Origin of the sequence: Pseudoclavibacter sp. RFBB5 (assembly GCF_002931555.1) — a bacterium.
In the GTDB taxonomy this organism is placed as follows: domain Bacteria; phylum Actinomycetota; class Actinomycetes; order Actinomycetales; family Microbacteriaceae; genus Pseudoclavibacter.
Genome location: NZ_PSTZ01000002.1, coordinates 98,494 through 115,098 on the forward strand (window position 1 = coordinate 98,494; position 16,605 = coordinate 115,098).

At 67.0% G+C, this 16,605-nt stretch carries 15 protein-coding genes, 1 tRNA gene and 1 rRNA gene; 9 read left to right on the plus strand and 8 right to left on the minus strand.

Going from position 1 to position 16,605, the window contains the following annotated elements:
• The first annotated feature begins 142 nt into the window (after positions 1-142).
• Complete coding sequence (locus C5B97_RS03155; RefSeq protein ID WP_104310705.1) at positions 143-394, plus strand: hypothetical protein; 252 nt, start codon at positions 143-145, stop codon at positions 392-394.
• Positions 395-592: 198 nt separating this feature from the next.
• Here the strand turns inward: C5B97_RS03155 and C5B97_RS03160 are convergent.
• A tRNA-Arg gene (locus C5B97_RS03160) sits at positions 593-665 on the minus strand.
• Between the two features lie 165 nt (positions 666-830).
• Between C5B97_RS03160 and C5B97_RS03165 the strand changes: the two genes are divergently transcribed.
• Positions 831-2,120: an MFS transporter gene (locus C5B97_RS03165; RefSeq protein ID WP_258067887.1), complete on the plus strand. Its 1,290-nt coding sequence runs from the start codon at positions 831-833 to the stop codon at positions 2,118-2,120.
• 251 nt (positions 2,121-2,371) lie between these two features.
• A complete protein-coding gene (locus tag C5B97_RS03170; RefSeq protein ID WP_181026888.1) occupies positions 2,372-3,040 on the plus strand; it encodes an SRPBCC domain-containing protein in 669 nt (222 codons plus the stop codon).
• A gap of 136 nt (positions 3,041-3,176) precedes the next feature.
• On the opposite strand, the gene C5B97_RS17865 is transcribed toward C5B97_RS03170, so the two are convergent.
• Together C5B97_RS17865 and soxR are read right to left on the minus strand one after the other, a co-directional pair.
• Entirely contained in the window at positions 3,177-3,347 is a 171-nt protein-coding gene (locus C5B97_RS17865; protein ID WP_179557633.1) for a hypothetical protein, read from the minus strand.
• Positions 3,348-3,545: 198 nt separating this feature from the next.
• Positions 3,546-4,019, minus strand: a complete 474-nt coding sequence (gene soxR / locus C5B97_RS03175) for a redox-sensitive transcriptional activator SoxR (RefSeq protein ID WP_258067888.1) — start codon at positions 4,017-4,019, stop codon at positions 3,546-3,548.
• 115 nt (positions 4,020-4,134) lie between these two features.
• Here soxR and C5B97_RS03180 point away from each other — a divergent pair, with 115 nt between their 5' ends.
• The 6 genes from C5B97_RS03180 (at position 4,135) to C5B97_RS03205 (ending at position 10,960) form a co-directional block, all read left to right on the plus strand.
• Positions 4,135-4,674, plus strand: coding sequence for a flavin reductase family protein (locus C5B97_RS03180; RefSeq protein WP_104310708.1), 540 nt, complete (start codon positions 4,135-4,137; stop codon positions 4,672-4,674).
• Positions 4,675-4,735: 61 nt separating this feature from the next.
• On the plus strand, positions 4,736-5,359 hold the full coding sequence (locus C5B97_RS03185) for a superoxide dismutase (protein ID WP_104310709.1): 624 nt from the start codon (positions 4,736-4,738) through the stop codon (positions 5,357-5,359).
• 92 nt (positions 5,360-5,451) lie between these two features.
• A complete protein-coding gene (locus C5B97_RS03190) occupies positions 5,452-6,237 on the plus strand; it encodes an EI24 domain-containing protein (protein ID WP_104310729.1) in 786 nt (261 codons plus the stop codon).
• A gap of 235 nt (positions 6,238-6,472) precedes the next feature.
• A complete protein-coding gene (locus tag C5B97_RS03195) occupies positions 6,473-8,425 on the plus strand; it encodes a beta-glucoside-specific PTS transporter subunit IIABC (protein ID WP_104310710.1) in 1,953 nt (650 codons plus the stop codon).
• A 45-nt stretch (positions 8,426-8,470) separates the two neighbouring features.
• Positions 8,471-9,904, plus strand: coding sequence for a 6-phospho-beta-glucosidase (locus tag C5B97_RS03200; protein WP_104310711.1), 1,434 nt, complete (start codon positions 8,471-8,473; stop codon positions 9,902-9,904).
• A 144-nt stretch (positions 9,905-10,048) separates the two neighbouring features.
• Positions 10,049-10,960, plus strand: a complete 912-nt coding sequence (locus C5B97_RS03205) for a PRD domain-containing protein (protein ID WP_104310712.1) — start codon at positions 10,049-10,051, stop codon at positions 10,958-10,960.
• Positions 10,961-11,308: 348 nt separating this feature from the next.
• Here the strand turns inward: C5B97_RS03205 and C5B97_RS03210 are convergent, their stop codons facing one another.
• The 5 genes from C5B97_RS03210 to rrf form a co-directional block, all read right to left on the minus strand.
• The gene (locus C5B97_RS03210; protein WP_181026889.1) at positions 11,309-11,626 is read right to left on the minus strand and encodes a hypothetical protein; all 318 of its coding nucleotides are present in this window, start codon (positions 11,624-11,626) and stop codon (positions 11,309-11,311) included.
• 286 nt (positions 11,627-11,912) lie between these two features.
• Positions 11,913-13,325: a glycoside hydrolase family 1 protein gene (locus tag C5B97_RS03215; RefSeq protein ID WP_104310713.1), complete on the minus strand. Its 1,413-nt coding sequence runs from the start codon at positions 13,323-13,325 to the stop codon at positions 11,913-11,915.
• Positions 13,326-13,406: 81 nt separating this feature from the next.
• Entirely contained in the window at positions 13,407-15,266 is a 1,860-nt protein-coding gene (locus C5B97_RS03220; protein ID WP_104310714.1) for a beta-glucoside-specific PTS transporter subunit IIABC, read from the minus strand.
• 205 nt (positions 15,267-15,471) lie between these two features.
• Entirely contained in the window at positions 15,472-16,389 is a 918-nt protein-coding gene (locus tag C5B97_RS03225) for a PRD domain-containing protein (RefSeq protein WP_104310730.1), read from the minus strand.
• A 139-nt stretch (positions 16,390-16,528) separates the two neighbouring features.
• Positions 16,529-16,605: ribosomal RNA gene (rrf, locus tag C5B97_RS03230) — 5S ribosomal RNA — on the minus strand; the annotation flags it as partial.

Below are 16,605 nucleotides of genomic sequence, written 5' to 3' on the forward strand. Positions count from 1 at the left end.
ATACGAGGCACACTCTGAAAGACCCGGGATCGGCGTCCAACCTGTGGAGAGACCCAACCTGTGGAGAGAGGGGAACCGCGGAAGGGTCAGCGCCTCTGGAAGTGCAGCGTTGCGGAATGAACAGGTGTGCCAGGATCACCCCATGAAGCCCTTGCTCATCGCAGCAGCAGTCACCCTCGGAGTCGCGCTCGCTGCCCTCGCGCTCGCAGCAGGCCTCCGCCCCGATGACCCCGCGGCGGCCGAGTTCCTCGTGGGCCTCGGATACTTCGGCCTGATGCTCGCGCCCGTCAGCGCCCTCGCGGTGCTAATCCTCGGCAGCATCGCACTCGTGCGCACCGCGCGCCGCGACGCGGCGGCGAACTCCGAAGCGCTCCGGACCACCGGGCGCGGCTGACTCGCGGGCGCGGCTGACTCGCGGGCGCGACTGACTCGCGGGGCCGAGGCGGCAGGCAGGAGACATCAGGCTGGGCCCACCAGGCTGGGCCCACCAGGCAGAATGCAGCAGGCGACAAAAAAGGCCCGCTTTCGCGAGCCTTTCCTGCATCTGTCTCAACACAGAGCTGTGTACCCGAACTGTGAAGCTCTTGTACTGTGCGCCCGAAGGGATTCGAACCCCTAACCTTCTGATCCGTAGTCAGATGCTCTATCCGTTGAGCTACGGGCGCCCGGTGTTTCGCTTGCGCGATTGACCAGGGGATAGCTTACACACGACCCGACCGGTCCGCAAACCCGGCGGGTCGCAGGACATTCGGGCGAGGTGACGAACGATGCGCGCGCACCCATGCAGGCGCACAACGCCGACCCGAAGGCCCCGGAGTACCCTCGAACGAGTGACGCCCGACCGCACCAACACCCCGAAGCCCCCATCCACAGGCAACCCCTGGCTTGGTCACCTCGGCGGGTCCCGCGACTACCGGCGCATCCAGCTCGCGATGCTGTGCGCCGGGTTCGCGACGTTCGCGCAGCTGTACGCCCCGCAGGCGCTGCTGCCGGAGATCTCGACGACCTTCGCCATCGACCCCGCGACCGCCGCCCTCATGGTCTCCATGGGCACCCTCGGCGTCGCCATCTCGGTGCTGCCGTGGTCGATCGCCGCCGACCGGATGGGTCGCGTCCGCGCCATCACGATCTCCATCTCGAGCGCCACCATCCTCGGCCTGCTCATGATCCTCATGCCCAGCTTCGAGCTCGCCCTCGTGCTTCGCCTCCTCGAGGGCATCGCCCTCGGCGGCGTCCCCGCCTGCGCCATCGCCTACCTCAACGAGGAGCTCCACCCCACCGCGGCGGCCGGCGCCGCCGGCACGTTCGTCGCCGGCAACACCCTCGGCGGACTCGGCGGCCGAATCGTGCCGACCCCCGTCGCCGAGCTCCTCGACTGGCGACTCGGCCTGCTCACGGTGTCGCTCATCTCCGTCGCCATGGCCGTGCTCTTCATCTGGCTCATCCCCAAGCCCCGCGGCTTCGCACCACTCGCGAAGAACGCAGGCGGCACCCTCGGCGCGAGCATCGGCCGCGCCTGGAAGGCCATCACCGCCCACCTCTCCAGCACCAGGATGCTCGGGCTCTTCGCGCAGGGATTCTTCCTCATGGGCGGGTTCGTCGCCGTCTACAACTTCCTCGGCTTCCACCTCACCCAAGCCCCCTACTTCCTGCCCGTCTGGCTCGTGTCGCTCGTCTTCGTGACCTACCTCGCCGGCTCCTTCTCGTCGCCCTTCATCGCCCGCCTCGCCGGCCGCCACGGACGCAAGCTCGTGCTTCTCGCATCCACCGCCATCTCCCTCGGCGGACTCGCCCTCACCCTCTCGCCGCAGCTGTGGCTCGTCATCACGGGACTCGCGATCTTCACCGCCGCCTTCTTCGGCGCCCACTCCGTCGCCGTCGGCTGGGCAGGCGCCTACCCGAGCCGAGGCCGCGCCCAGGCGACAGCCCTCTACAACCTCGGCTACTACGGCGGCTCCAGCATCTTCGGGTTCCTCGGCGGCGTCTTCTTCCAGCACTTCGACTGGCCAGGAGTCATCTGGATGGTCGGCGGGCTCACCATCATCGCCGGACTGCTCGCACTCTTCCTCCTGCCGTGGAAGGGTGAGACCGCGGCAACCCAAGCCATCCGCGTTCCCTGACGCACGGGACCCACCCCGCACGACCCGCGGCGTCGTCGCACGCCCGCAACCGCAACTTCACGTAATCGTCACAGCGAACCCCGCGCCGAGCCTGCAAAGGTATGCGCCGGGGTGCGACCCTTGAGGGACGGGTTGCGCGCCCACCTCGCACGCCCGCACCCCAGAAGACAAGGCGCCCCAGACCCCGCCGCCCGCAGCTCATCACCCTCACCCCGCAGCTCAACCCGCGCCGACACACAGAAGGAGGGCACATGACTACGACGCCCGCCTCCACCAGCACTCCGACGTTCGACGGCGCCGGCCAGCTCGCCGCCGTCGCCCGCTCGGTGCGGATGCAGGAGCTCGACGGCCACGACGGCTTTGTCATCACCCTCACGCAGACGTTCGCGGCGAAGCGCAGCTCGCTGTGGTCCGCCGCAACCGAGATCTCCCGTCTCGCACAGTGGTTCGCCCCCGTCGACGGGAGCCTCCGCCAGGGTGGCACCTACCAGATTCAGGACAATGCCCACGGGCACATCACGGGATGCCACGCCCCCGACTCGTTCACTGCGACGTGGGAGTACGACGGCGAGCACTCCCACCTCGAGGTTCACTTCACGAAGGTCGACGAGACCCACGCGACCCTCTCACTCGAGCACCACTCGCCGACCGACGAGGAGACGTGGCCGAAGTTCGGGGTCGGCGCGACGGGAGTCGGCTGGGACCTCAGCTTCGCGAGCCTCGCCCACCACCTCGCGACGGGTGCAAGCGTGCCCCTCGAGACCACCTCCTGGGTGCAGACGGACGACGCGAGCACGTTCCTCGTGCAGAGCGCAGAAGCCTGGGCGGATGCATCCATCGCCGCGGGCTCAGACGAGGCGGACGCCCGCGCCGCACAGAAGCGCACCACGGACGCCTACCTCGACGGCCTGAACAGCTGAGACCAGGCTCCGTCACCACGCGCAGTCACCAGGCACAGTCATCAGGCACAGTCGACTCGCTAAGCCTGACGAGCTGGCTGCGTCCGCTGAGACTGCTGAGCTAGCCGCGCCGTAGCCTCCTCCGGACCGCCGCGCTCTACGCCGTGAAGAGCTTCAGCTCGTCGGCAGTGAAGTAGTTCTGCGTGACGGCGCTGATGAGCACGAGGTACTTCTCGCGCTTCTCGTCGTAGGACGTGACCGTCCCCACGTTGCCGGTCATCGTGTCCCCCGTCACCTGCACGGTGTCACCGATCTTGAACTCAGCCATGGTCTCTCCCCTGTTTGCTGTTCCGGCTCTCTGCCGTCCCGGCTCTGCGCCGGTCCTTCGAACGATATTCGCGACCACCGACACCAGCCAGTCTCGCGCGTCACTTCCTGACGTGACATTTGTCACGGAACGGCGGTCCCCCACGATCGCGGACCCCTTTCCAGCGGAAGCGGCGCGCAAGCACTGCAACAGCCCGCTTCAGTCCAGCCTGCGCGGGCCGGACCCGCCGCCCGCTAGGGCGTCGTCGGGATTGAGGAGCCCACACGCCTTCATCGACAGGCAACCGCAGCCGATGCACCCCATGAGCTCCTCCTCGAGGCGCTCGATGCCGCGCCGCCGCTCCTCGAGCGTGCGCTTCCACCGCCCGGAGGCCCGCTGCCAGTCCTCCTGGCTCGGGGTCGCGTCACGCGGCAGGTCCGCGAACGCATCCTGCACGTCCGAGAGCGGGATGCCGAGGCGCTTCGCCACCGAGATGAGCGAGACGCGGCGGATCATGTGCCGCGCGTACCGGCGCTGGTTGCCCGCAGTGCGCACCGCCGCGATGAGCTCGAGCTCTTCGTAGAAGCGCAAGGCGGATGCGGCAACCCCGGTGCGTCGCACCATCTCACTCACCGTGAGCAGCTCGTCGGAGGGCAGGGGCGACCCCTGTGTGTCCTTGCGTGTCTCGCTCACAGTGAAATCCCACCGCTCGAATTGACTTCAACCATACTTGAGGTTCTAGCCTCGAAGACAGAACGCACACGCAACTCCGATCCCCGTCCTTCAGCGAAGGCAGAGAGCCGATTCGATGACAGATCCCGCCCCCGAGGCAGCAGCTCAAGCGGCATCGGCCCAAGCAGCACTGGCCGACGAATTCAAGACGGCCTTCCGGGAGCATCCCGCCGCCGTGGCGATCATCGCCGGGCAGACCGCCACCGGCCCGGTCGGACTCACCGCGTCGAGCGTCAGCTCCGTCGCCGTCGACCCGGCCACCCTCTCGTTCTCGGTGACCCGCGCAACGGGCAGCGCGGGAGGCCTCCTCGAGGCGGGCGACATCACGGTGAACCTCCTCAGCCTCGACCAGGAGACGCTCGCCCTCGACTTCGCCCGAAGCGGTGCCCCGCGCTTCACGCCGGAGCAGGGGTGGGAGCACTTCCCCACCGGCGAGCCGTACCTCCCCCAGGCGCGGGAGACGCTTCGGTGCCGCATCGCCAGCACCGTCAAGGTCGGCGGCTCGACGATCGTGCTCGCCGAGGTACTCGAAGTGCTTCACGGCAGCAGCACCCCGCCGCTCATGTACCAGAACCGTCGCTTCGGTCGCCTCGACGCGTCGTCCTTCGACCAATAGCGCTCGCGCGAACAGCCACCACGAACCACTCCACGAAAACCGACAGAAAGAAGGTCACACCATGACCGCATACACCCTTCCCGACCTCGCCTACGACTACTCCGCGCTCGCCCCGAGCATCAGCGGCGAGATCATGGAGCTGCACCACTCCAAGCACCACGCCACCTACGTCAAGGGCGCGAACACGGCCCTCGAGCAGCTCGCCGAAGCCCGTGAGAGCGGCAACCTCGCCAACGTGAACAAGCTCGAGAAGGACCTCGCGTTCAACCTCGGCGGCCACGTCAACCACTCCATCTTCTGGACGAACCTCTCCCCGAACGGCGGCGGTGAGGCGACCGGCTCGCTCGCCACCGCGATCGACGCGCAGTTCGGCTCGTTCGACAAGTTCGTCGCGCAGTTCACGGCCGTCGCGCTCGGCGTGCAGGGCTCCGGCTGGGCAGTGCTCGCCTACGACGTGCTCGGCGAGCAGCTCGCGATCTTCCAGCTCTTCGACCAGCAGGGCAACGTGCCGTTCGGCCTCGTCCCGCTGCTCATGCTCGACGTGTGGGAGCACGCGTACTACCTCGACTACCGCAACGTGCGCGCCGACTACATCAAGGCGTTCTGGAACATCGCCGACTGGAACAACGTGCAGCAGCGCTACGACGCCGCGACCACGAAGACGAACGGCCTCATCACGCTGTAGTTCCTTCTCGCACGAACCGCGAGCGTTGAGGCGCGGCGGGGACGTGGATGCACGCATCCGCTTCCCTGCCGCGCCTCAGTAGTCTCGGTGGCATGATCGGGCAGTTCTTCGCAGGCGTCGGCGCGCTCTTCCAGGGCTTCGGGTACTGGAAGCGGAAGCCGCACATGATGCTGCTGGGGCTCATCCCGGCGTTCATCGTCTTCGTGCTGGTCGGCGCAGCCCTCGTGACGCTGTTCTTCTTCGTCGACGACATCGTCGAATGGGCGACGCCGTGGGCCGCGCAGTGGGACGAGGTCTGGCGCAACACCCTCCGCATCGCCTTCATGACCCTCATCATCGCCGGTGGCGTCTTCCTGTCGGTGACGACCTTCACGGCCATCACCCTGACCGTCGGCGACCCGTTCTACGAGCGCATCTGGCTGAGCGTCGAACGCGACCTCGGCGACGAGAACCCCGGGGAGGGCCTCGGCTTCTGGGCCGCCGCGAAAGGCAGCCTCTGGCTCGTCGGCATGGGCATCCTCTCCGCCATCGTCGTCGCCGTCATCGGCGTGATCCCGCTCGTCGGCTCGGTCACCGCAGCGATCGTCGGCGTCGCCCTCAACGGCACCGTGCTCTCCCGGGAACTCACCGGCAGGACACTGGATGCGCGCCGCCTGCTCGGCGATCAGCGCGCGTCCGTCATCCGCGGCAACCGGGCACAGCTGCTCGGCTTCGGCGTCGCGACGCAGCTCTGCTTCATGGTTCCAGGCGGCGCGGTCTTCACGATGCCAGCCGCCGTCGCAGGCTCCACGGTGCTCGCGCGGCGCCTCCTCGACGAGCGCGGCCTCACTGGTGTCGGCAGCCGCGAGGGCACGCCGGAGGTCGCCGGACCCGTGTAGCGCTCGAACCGCGCTTGCCGAATCGGCGAGGATGCGGTTAGAGTTCGAGGCGACTGCGGGCCTGTTACTCAGCGAGGCAAGAACCCACGTCACAGCTCCCGAGTGGAGCTGACGCAACGCACTGCGAGCATTGCTGCTCCGTAGGGCGTCGACCTCGCTATCTGTTCTTGCACCGTCATGTCGTCAGGCTCTCCGCTCGGGAACGTCCCCATCCCAAGCATCAATGGAGAATGCCATGGCTGAAGCAGTCCGCAACTATCCCAGGCTCGCAGGCGAGATCGTCGATCTCGTCGGCGGCGAGAAGAACATCCAGTCGGCGTCGCACTGCGCGACCCGGCTCCGACTCGTCCTGAACGACACCCCCGCCGGTGCCAAGGACAAGGTGGCCGCGCTGCCCGGCGTCATCACCGTCGTCGAGGCGGGCGGCCAGTTCCAGGTCGTCATCGGCTCGCACGTCGGCGAGGTGCACGAGGCGCTCATGTCGAACGCCAACATCTCGAACAACGTGCCGGAGACGACGGCCCACAAGCCGTCCATCCTGAACCGCGTCATCGCGACCATGTCGGCCGTCTTCGCACCCTTCGTGTACATCCTCGCCTCCGCAGGCCTCCTGCAGGGCTCGCTCATCATCACGCGCATGATCTGGCCGGCGTTCGAAGGCACCGGCACCGACCTCGTGCTCACGTTCATCTCCTGGACGCCATTCGCGTTCCTGCCGATCTTCATCGCCATCACCGCGTCGAAGCACTTCAAGGTCAACACCTACATCGCCGTGCTCTGCGCCGCCGCCATCATGAACCCCGACTGGGCCGCCCTCGCGGGCCGCATCGAGGGTGGCGAGACCATCGACTTCCTCGGCATCGCCCTCAACTCGACGACCTACTCGTCATCCGTGCTGCCCCCGCTGATCCTCGTCTGGGTGCTCTCCTACCTCGAGCGCTTCCTCAACAGATACCTTCGCGGCGTCGCGCAGGCCCTCCTCGTGCCGCTCATCTCGGCCGTCGTCATGGTTCCGCTTGTGCTGCTCGTCATCGGCCCGCTCTCCGCAGCAGGCGCATCCGGCGTCGCCAACGGCTACAACTGGCTCGTCGAGATCGCGCCGGCCGTCGCAGCAGGCCTCATCGGCGCCTTCTGGCAGGTCGCCGTCATCTTCGGCGTGCACTGGGGCGTCACGCCGTTCGTGCTCGACAACTTCGACCGCTTCGGCCAGGACTCGTTCCAGGCATTCCAGACCGCGGCCGTCATCGCCCAGGTCGGTGCCGCGTTCGGCGTGTTCCTCAAGACCCGCAACAAGGAGATGCGCGGCGTCTCCGGCTCCGCGGCCGTCACCGGCATCTTCGGCATCACCGAGCCAGCCATCTACGGCGTCACGCTCCGACTCAAGCGCCCGTTCCTCCTCGCCTGCATCGCCGGCGCGGTCGGAGCGATCACGATCTCCTTCTTCGGCTCGCGCTACTACGCGTACGCCGGCCTGCCGGGCATGCTGACCATCGTCAACTCGGTCAGCCCCGACAACCCCAACTCCATCATCGGCATGGTCGTCGGATGCGCCGTCGCCTTCTTCGGAGCCGCCGCACTCGTGTACTTCATCGGCTTCAAGGACGTCGTCGCCGAGAACCTGCCCACGAGCGACCTCGACCAGGCTCGCCCCACCGACCCTGAGCAGAACGCCCGCTTCGAAGCAGCCCTTACCGCATCGAACAGCACCGGCGTCGTCGCCAGCCCGCTCGAAGGCCAGGTGCTGACCCTCGCCGAGGTGCCAGACGAGGTCTTCTCGGCAGGCGTCATGGGCTCGGGCGCGGCCATCGACCCCGCAGGCCACCAGGTCTTCGCGCCCTTCGACGGCACGGTCGTCTCCGTCTTCCCGTCGAAGCACGCCATCGGCCTCATCTCCGACGAGGGCGTCGAGGTCCTCATCCACGTCGGCATCGACACCGTCCAGCTGAACGGTGAGCACTTCACCGCCCACGTCTCCGAGGGCACCAAGGTGAAGCAGGGCGCGCTCCTCCTCGAGTTCGACGCCGTCGCCATCAAGGCCGAGGGCTACTCCCTCATCACCCCCGTCCTCATCACCAACTCCGGCAGCTACAGCGAGGTCGTCGCGACCGGAGCGGGAGCAGTCGCAGCAGGCGACCAGCTCGCCGTCGCCGTCGCGTCCGCATCCGCCCCCGCGCCCACCGGCAACTGACCAGAACTCCCGACGAGATCACAGACGAGAAAGGCACTCATCACCATGAGCAGACTCCCAAGCGACTTCCTCTGGGGCGGCGCCGTCGCAGCACACCAGCTCGAGGGCGGGTGGGATGCGGACGGCAAGGGACCGAGCGTCGTCGACGTGCTCACCGCGGGTGAGCACGGCGTGCCCCGCCGCATCACCGACTCCGTCGAGGCCGGCGAGTTCTACCCGAACCACGAGGCCATCGACCACTACCACCGGTACCGCGAGGACATCGCACTGCTGGCCGAGATGGGCCTCAAGTGCTTCCGCACGTCCATCCAGTGGACCCGCATCTTCCCGAAGGGCGACGAGCTCGAGCCGAACGAGGCCGGCCTGAAGTTCTACGACGACCTCTTCGACGAGCTGCTGAAACACGGCATCGAGCCCGTCGTCACGCTCTCGCACTTCGAGGTGCCCCTGCACCTCGCCCGCGAGTACGGCGGCTTCCGCAACCGTGCCCTCGTCGGCTTCTTCGAGCGCTTCGCGAAGGTGTGCTTCGAGCGGTACGCGACGAAGGTCAAATACTGGATGACGTTCAACGAGATCAACAACCAGCTCGACACCCGCAACGAGCTGTTCCTCTGGACCAACTCGGGAGTGCTCCTCACGCCGGAGGACAACCCGCGCGAGGTCGTGCTGCAGGTCGCGCACAACGAGCTCCTCGCATCCGCTCTCGCGGTGAAGGCCGGCCACGACGTCGACCCGAACCTGCAGATCGGCGGCATGATCTCGCACGTCCCGATCTACCCGTACTCCTGCAACCCGGCCGACGTGCTCGAGGCGCAGATCTCGAGCCGCGACCGCTTCCTGTTCCCCGACGTGCACGTGCGCGGCCACTACCCGGCCTACGCGGTGCGGGAGCGCGAGCGCGAAGGCTACGACATCGGCTGGCAGGACGGCGACGCCGAGATCCTCGCGGCGGGCACCGTCGACTACCTCGGCTTCAGCTACTACATGTCGACCGTCGCAAAGGCCGACGTGCAGAACGACGAGAAGATCTTCAACGGCGGCCTCGCCAACTCCGTGCCGAACCCGTACGTGAAGGCCAGCGACTGGGGATGGCAGATCGACCCCGTCGGCCTGCGCTACGCCCTCAACGTGCTCACCGAGCGCTACGAGCTGCCCCTCTTCATCGTCGAGAACGGCTTCGGGGCGATCGATGTCGTGAACGAGGACGGCTCGATCGACGACGACGCGCGCATCGAGTACCTGAAGGCGCACATCGAGCAGGTCGAGCTCGCCGTCTCCGAAGACGGCGTCGACCTCATGGGATACACGCCGTGGGGCATCATCGACGTCGTCTCGTTCACGACCGGCGAGATGAAGAAGCGCTACGGCATGATCTACGTCGACCGCGACAACGCCGGCAACGGCACCATGGAGCGCTCGAAGAAGAAGTCCTTCGACTGGTACGCGGGCGTCATCAGCGCCAACGGCACCGGAATCTAGTGTCCTTCCCGGGGGTCCCGCACGTCGGGGTCCCCGGGAATCCACTCGGGCTGCGTCCAAGCGGACGTAGTCTTCATCTGTGCGTGCGGCGGCTGAATACGGACGCCGCGCGCCGAACCCGAGAACGTGAGGAGGGGAGACCCGATGACGAAGACGCAGACGGGAACCCTGCTGAGGGTGTTGAACAACAACGCCGTCATGGTCGACGCCGCCGGTGACCGCGTCATCCTGCTCGGCCGCGGCATCGGCTTCGGGAAGCGCCTCGGCGACACCGTCGAGCTGGCCTCCGCGACCGAATCGTTCGCCCCCTCCACCGCGCTCGAGCTGCGGCAGCTCGCCGACTTCGCCCGCGAGATCCCGCTCGAGGTCTTCCGCGTGGCGCGCCGGGCCGTCGACCACGCCGAGACGGCAGGTGACGTGCGGCCGAGCCAGGCGCTCCTGCTCTCCGTCGCCGACCACCTGCACTTCGCGGTCGTCCGAGCCCAGACCGGCCTGCGCGTCGACTTCCCCCTCAAGTGGGAGATCGCGCAGCTCTACCCGCGCGAGACGCAGCTCGGGCAGGCGACCGTCGGCTTCGCCAACGAGGAGCTCGGCGCGGATGCGGCCATCGACGCCGACGAGGCCACCGCCTTCGCCATGCACTTCGTCAACGCGCAGTTCGCGAAGTCCGACACCTCGCAGACCGTCGCCATGACGAAGACCCTGCAGAGCGTCGTCGACGTGGTCACCGAAACCTTGGGGGCGGATGCGACCGCCGACCCCACGAACGTCGCCCGCTTCGTCACCCACCTGCGCTACCTGTACGCGCGCATGACGACCCGCACACAGCTCGACAGCGCTCCCCCGCAGCTCTTCACGGCCATCCGCGACTCGTATCCCGAGATCGTCGCCACGAGCGACCGAGTGCGGGACATCATCGAAGCGCAGGGCGGGAAGCTCAGCGAGGCCGAGATCTGCTACCTCGAGATCCACCTCGCGCGCCTCTCGACGAGCGGCCGGGAGCCGCAGGCGGCACCCGCCGAGTCAGCGGCGGCTGCGGACGAGCCGTCCGCGTAGGACGCTGCCCTCCGCGTCCCGGCCCCCACTCTCGCCCGCGAAGTCGCCCTCGAACTGGCCCGCGAACTCACCCCGACCCCGGCCCCGGTTTCGGGATGGAAAAGTCGCTGTCTTGGCGAAAGCTTTCCCGAACGGAGCGAGTTTCCCATCCCGAAGCGGAGGGCAGCTGGCTCGGACGGAACCACCCCGGGGCGTCTCGTGCTGGGAAGTGACCTCGAGAGAGAAGTCGCCTCGGGAAAGAAATTCACCTCGGGATGGGAACCTCGCTGTTTTCCGGGAAACTTTCCTCAACGAAGTGACTCTGCCATCCCGAGACGGCAGGCGCCCGAGACGGCAGGCGCGCGACGATCAGCGCTGTTTCGCGACGGCGCGGCCGAGGCGGACGGCACCCTCCTGGAGTCGCTCGACGGACGTGTCGCCGTAGGAGAGCCGGAGGCGTCGATCCGAATCCGTGCCAGGCCCTGAGGGGAAGAACGAGCCGCGCTGGTAGCTGATACCTTCGGCCGTCGCGTCGTCCGCGAGCCTGTCGGCGTCGATCGAGTCGTCCGCGATGCGCGGCCAGAGGAACAGGCCGCCCTCCGGCGCGTCGATCTCGAAGACCCCGGGGGCCTCGGCCTCGAGGGCCGCCGCGAGCGCATCCGCTCGCTGTTGCCTCTGAGGCAGCACGCGGTCGTCGCAGCCTCGCGTGACGCCATCCCCGGCGGTCGGGTCGAAGAGCGTGTTGAGCCCGGCTGTCCAACATCAGTGCGATATCGGGCGAAACGCGCCCCGCGGCGCCTGGAGACCCGAATATTGCACTGATGTTGGTCAGTGACCCTCGGCAATCCCCCTGTCCGGGTATGTCCGATCGCGTGCACCGAAACGAAAGGCGGGCCGCGCGATGTGCGCGGCCCGCCTCTGCGAGCGCCGATCCCCCGAGTAATGGACTACCGGAGGAGATGGGGGCTGGCCGTTACGCCTGCAGGCTGCCACCGTTCGTGCGGATGACCTCGGCGTACCAGTCGAACGACTTCTTCTTGTAGCGCTCGAGCGTGCCCGAGCCGTCGTCATTGCGGTCGACGTAGATGAACCCGTACCGCTTGCTCAGCTGCGCCGTGCTCGCCGAGACGAGGTCGATGCAGCCCCACGTCGTGTAGCCGAGCAGCTCGACGCCGTCGGCGATGGCCTCGCCGGCCTGCACGAGGTGGTCGTTGAGGTACGCGATGCGGTAGTCGTCCTCGACGGTCTTGACCCCGGCGACCTCGACGAGCTGGTCCTTCGCCCCGAGCCCGTTCTCGACGATGAATAGCGGCTTCTGCCACCGCTCCCAGAACTGGTTCATGACGATGCGCAGGCCGACCGGGTCGATCGCCCAGCCCCATTCGCTCTTCTCGAGCGTCGGGTTCGGCACTCCACCCATAATGTTGCCTTCGCCGGCGCCAGCCGCGGGGTCCGCCGTCTCGGCGATGCTCATGTAGTAGCTGAACGAGATGAAGTCGACCGTGTTCCTCAGGATCTCGCGGTCCTCATCCGTGATGTTGAGGTTGATCCCCTTCTCCTTGAAGAGGCGAAGCGCGAAGCCCGGGTACTCACCGCGCAAGTGCACGTCGCCGAACATCAGGTTCGAGTGGTCCACGTCCATGACCACGAGCGCATCGGCCGGGCTCGGCGTGAGCGGGTAGACGGGCATGGCGATGAGCATGCAGCCGACCTGCGCGTTCGGGGCGATCTCGTGCGCGATCTTCGTCGCGAGCGCCGACGCGACGAGCTCGTGGTGGATCGCCTGGTAGAGGTCCTGCTCGCTGAGCTGCTCCTTCGGGGTGAGGATGCCACCGCTCAGGAGCGGGGCGTGCAGCACCGAGTTGATCTCGTTGAACGTGAGCCAGTACTTCACGCGCGAGCCGTAGCGCGTGAACAGCACCCGCGCGTAGCGCTCGTAGAAGCCGATGAGCTCGCGGCTCACCCAGCCGTCGTACTGCTGCGCGAGGTGCAGCGGCGTCTCGTAGTGGGAGATGGTGACGAGCGGCTCGATGCCGTGCTTCTCGAGCTCGTCGAGCACGCGGTCGTAGAACGCGAGGCCCTCCTCGTTCGGCTCGAGCTCATCGCCCTTCGGGAAGATGCGGCTCCACGCGATCGAGAAGCGGAACGTCTTGAATCCCATCTCCGCGAAGAGCGCGATGTCCTCCGCGTAGCGGTTGTAGAAGTCGATGCCGACGTGCTTGAGGTTGTCGTCCGTCGGCCCCTCGGTGGGAGGCGACATGATGCCCTTCGGCATGACGTCCTGGATGGAGAGGCCCTTGCCCCCGTCGAGGTAGCCGCCCTCGAGCTGGTTGGCTGCGGTCGCGCCGCCCCAGAGGAATCCGTCTGGGAAGTTCGTTGTCGTCATACGCGTGTCTCCTTCGTTCTGCGATGCGTTCGTGCGTGAGTTCGTGAGCAGGTGGATGTAGGGCTGGAGGCGTGGATGCGCCTACTTGGCGAGCGCGATGGCCTCGACCGACTTCGCGAGGTACAGCGCCTCTCCGTGCGAGATGGGGCCGGTGACCTGGCTCGTGATCTCCGGGTACAGTTCGGCGTTCGTGATGATGACGGGCGTCGTCACGTCGAAGCCGGCCGCCTTGATGGCGTCGATGTCGAACTCGATGAGCAGTTCGCCGGCCTTCACGGCCTGGCCGGATTCGACCTTCATGGAGAAGTGCTGGCCGCCGAGCTTCACCGTGTCGACGCCGATGTGGATGAGCACCTCGGCTCCGTCCGCGTGGCGCAGGCCGATGGCGTGTCCCGTCGGGAAGGCGGCGGCGACGACACCGTCGAAGGGTGCGTAGACGGCGCCGGAGCTGGGCAGGACGGCAGCGCCCTTGCCGAGCACTCCACCCGCGAACACGGGGTCCGCGACCTCGGACAGTGCGACGGCGGTGCCGTCGAGGGGGCTGCGGATCTCCAGGTCGTTGTTCGCGGCCGCTGCCGGGGCATCCTCATCCACCGGGTCCTTGAAGCCGAGGATGACGGTGAGCAGGAAGGACACCACGATCGCGGCGATCAGTCCGAGACCGAGGAACAGCATGTTGCCGTTGCCGAAGAGCGCCGGGAGCGCCAGGCCGGAGGGGACGACGAACGCCGTGGAGAAGACGCCGCCGATGGCGATGATCGCACCGCCGAGCGCTCCACCGATGATGCCGAAGATGAAGGGGCGCTTGAGGGGGAGGTTGATGCCGTAGATCGCGGGCTCCGTGATGCCGGCGAGGAAACCGGACAGCGTGGCGGGCGCCGCGAGCGACTTGAGCTTCTTGTCGCGGGTCCGCACCCACACGCCGGCGACTGCCGCGGACTGTGCGAGGACGGCGGCGAACACCGGACCGATGAGCAGGATCTGACCGGTTGCCTGGAACTCGAGCGTGAACAGCGGCACGAAGCCCCAGTGGAGGCCGAAGATGACGAACACCTGCCACAGACCGCCCATGATGGCGCCGCCGAGCCATGGCACGTTCGCGAAGATCCAGCCGATGCCCTCGCCGAGCCATCCGCTGAGGAGCGCGGAGATCGGGCCGACGACCACGAAGACGAGTGGGACCGCGATCAGGACGACGATCATGGGCGTCAGGAAGCGGCGGACCGAGGAGTGCAGCTTGGCGTAGAGGAACTTCTCCGCGTAGCTCTGCAGCCACACGATGAGGATGATCGGGATGACGCTGGAGACGTAGCTGACCATCGTGAACGGGACGCCGAAGAACGTCAGCCCCTCGGCTCCGACCAGCGGGGTGATCGTCGGGTAGACGAGCGCTCCGGCGATCGCGAAGGAGGTCCATTCGGAGGCCCTGAAGTAGCGCGCCGCCGTGATGGCAAGGGCCATCGGCAGGAAGTTGATGAACGCGTCGGACAGCGCGTTGAGGACCAGATAGGTCGACGTGTCGGTCGCGATCCAGCCGAAGGTCGCCGCGGCCGAGAGGAACGCCTTCAGCAGGCCGGTGCCAGCCAGGGCCCACAGCAGGGGCGTGAAGAGGGCCGCGATCATCGAGATAAAGCGGTTGAAGAGGTTCTTCTTGGGCTCGTCGGGGTCAACTGCGGTGGCCTGCGTGCCCGCGACGAGGCCCGAGATCTTGCCGAGCTCCGCGTAGACCTCTGGCACCTCGTTGCCGATGACAACCTGGTACTGGCCGCCGGCCTCGGCCGTCGTGATGACGCCGGGGATGGCCTTGACCGCCGCCTTGTCGATCTTCGCGTCATCCCTGATCGCGAAGCGCAGGCGGGTCATGCAGTGCACCACCGACTTGACGTTCTCTTCGCCGCCGACGCCCTTGAGCACATCCGCTGCAACTCTTGAGTGATCCATGGGACCGCTCTCCTTCTCCCGCCTACGGCGGCAACTCAGTCTGGAGTCCCTGGTCTGTCGCCCGCACCAAGCGTCTCGAGGGAGATTTTGGGCAACAAAAAAACCTGAACTCGAACACCGCCATTTCGGCGATATGAGTTCAGGTTTTGCCCGCTTGACCGGTAACAATCCAAGGATTCCGCAGGACTTCATTGCCCTGCGGCAGTCACTCTAGCATCGGCTCGACGTCCGTGCCATAGGCAATGTGCTGAGCGAGGCGCTCGATGTGCACGGTGACGTAGAGCAGCTCCTCGTCGGTCAGCTCGACGCCCGTCGCTTCCCGCACGTAGCTCTTCACCTGCTCGGCGATCGCGAACGAGCGCGGGTAGGTGCGCTTCGTGAAGTCGAAGAACGACGAGTCTGTTGAGCGGAGCATGCTGCGCGACACGAGCCGTTGCAGGAGGAACTGGATGTGGAGGATGAAGCGCGCGTAGTCGTGGCTGTCCACGTCGAGGTCGACCCCGAGGCCGGCCTCCACGGTGACGACGACGTGCTGCACGCGCCGGAACAGGAGCGCCGAGGTGCCGTCCGGTTCGTCGCGTGTGGAGTTCAGCACGTGCATGGTCAGGAAGACTGCTTCTTCCGGCGGGAGCTCACGTCCGAGTGCCGCGGAGATCGACGCTGCCATCTGCTTGGAGGCGGCGAATTCCTGGGGGTGCAGCACCCGGAGCTCCGGCATGGAGGTCGCGGGGATGCGGATGCCCTTGTCGAGGCGTTCGAGGACGTATTGGATGTGGTCGATGATCGCGAGGGGCAGGCGCTTGCCGAGGTCACGGCCGAGGGTGCGCTCGGCTTCGTCGACGGCGCCCATGACGGCTTCGACGACCGCGTAGGGCACGGCGCTCAGCAGCTGCAGTGCCTGGTCGCCCTCGCTGCCCGTTGCGAGCACGAAGGTCTTCTCGACGCGCGATGGGTCGATGAGGTCGCCCGGCTTGAGTTGGAAGCCGAGCCCTCGCCCCATCAGCACGCGCTCGTGCCCGGATCCGTCGATCTGGATCACAACGTTGTTGTTGATGACCTTCGAGATGCCGGGGCCCGGGGAGTTGCTGGCGTCGTGGGAGTTCCTCCTGCGGGATTCACCCATGTGCGGCATTGTATTGCTCCTGGCTCGGAGGAATCGTCGTGCGTGGTCTGCAGCCGTGTTTCCGGGCAACAAAAAAGCCGGGGTTGGTGGGCGAGGAGCATCTCTGCTCACTCACCAACCAACCCCGGCTCATGAAGAAGTCCGGCGGTGACCTACTCTCCCACAGGGTCCCCCCTGCAGTACCATCGGCGCTGAGAGTCTTAGCTTCCGGGTTCG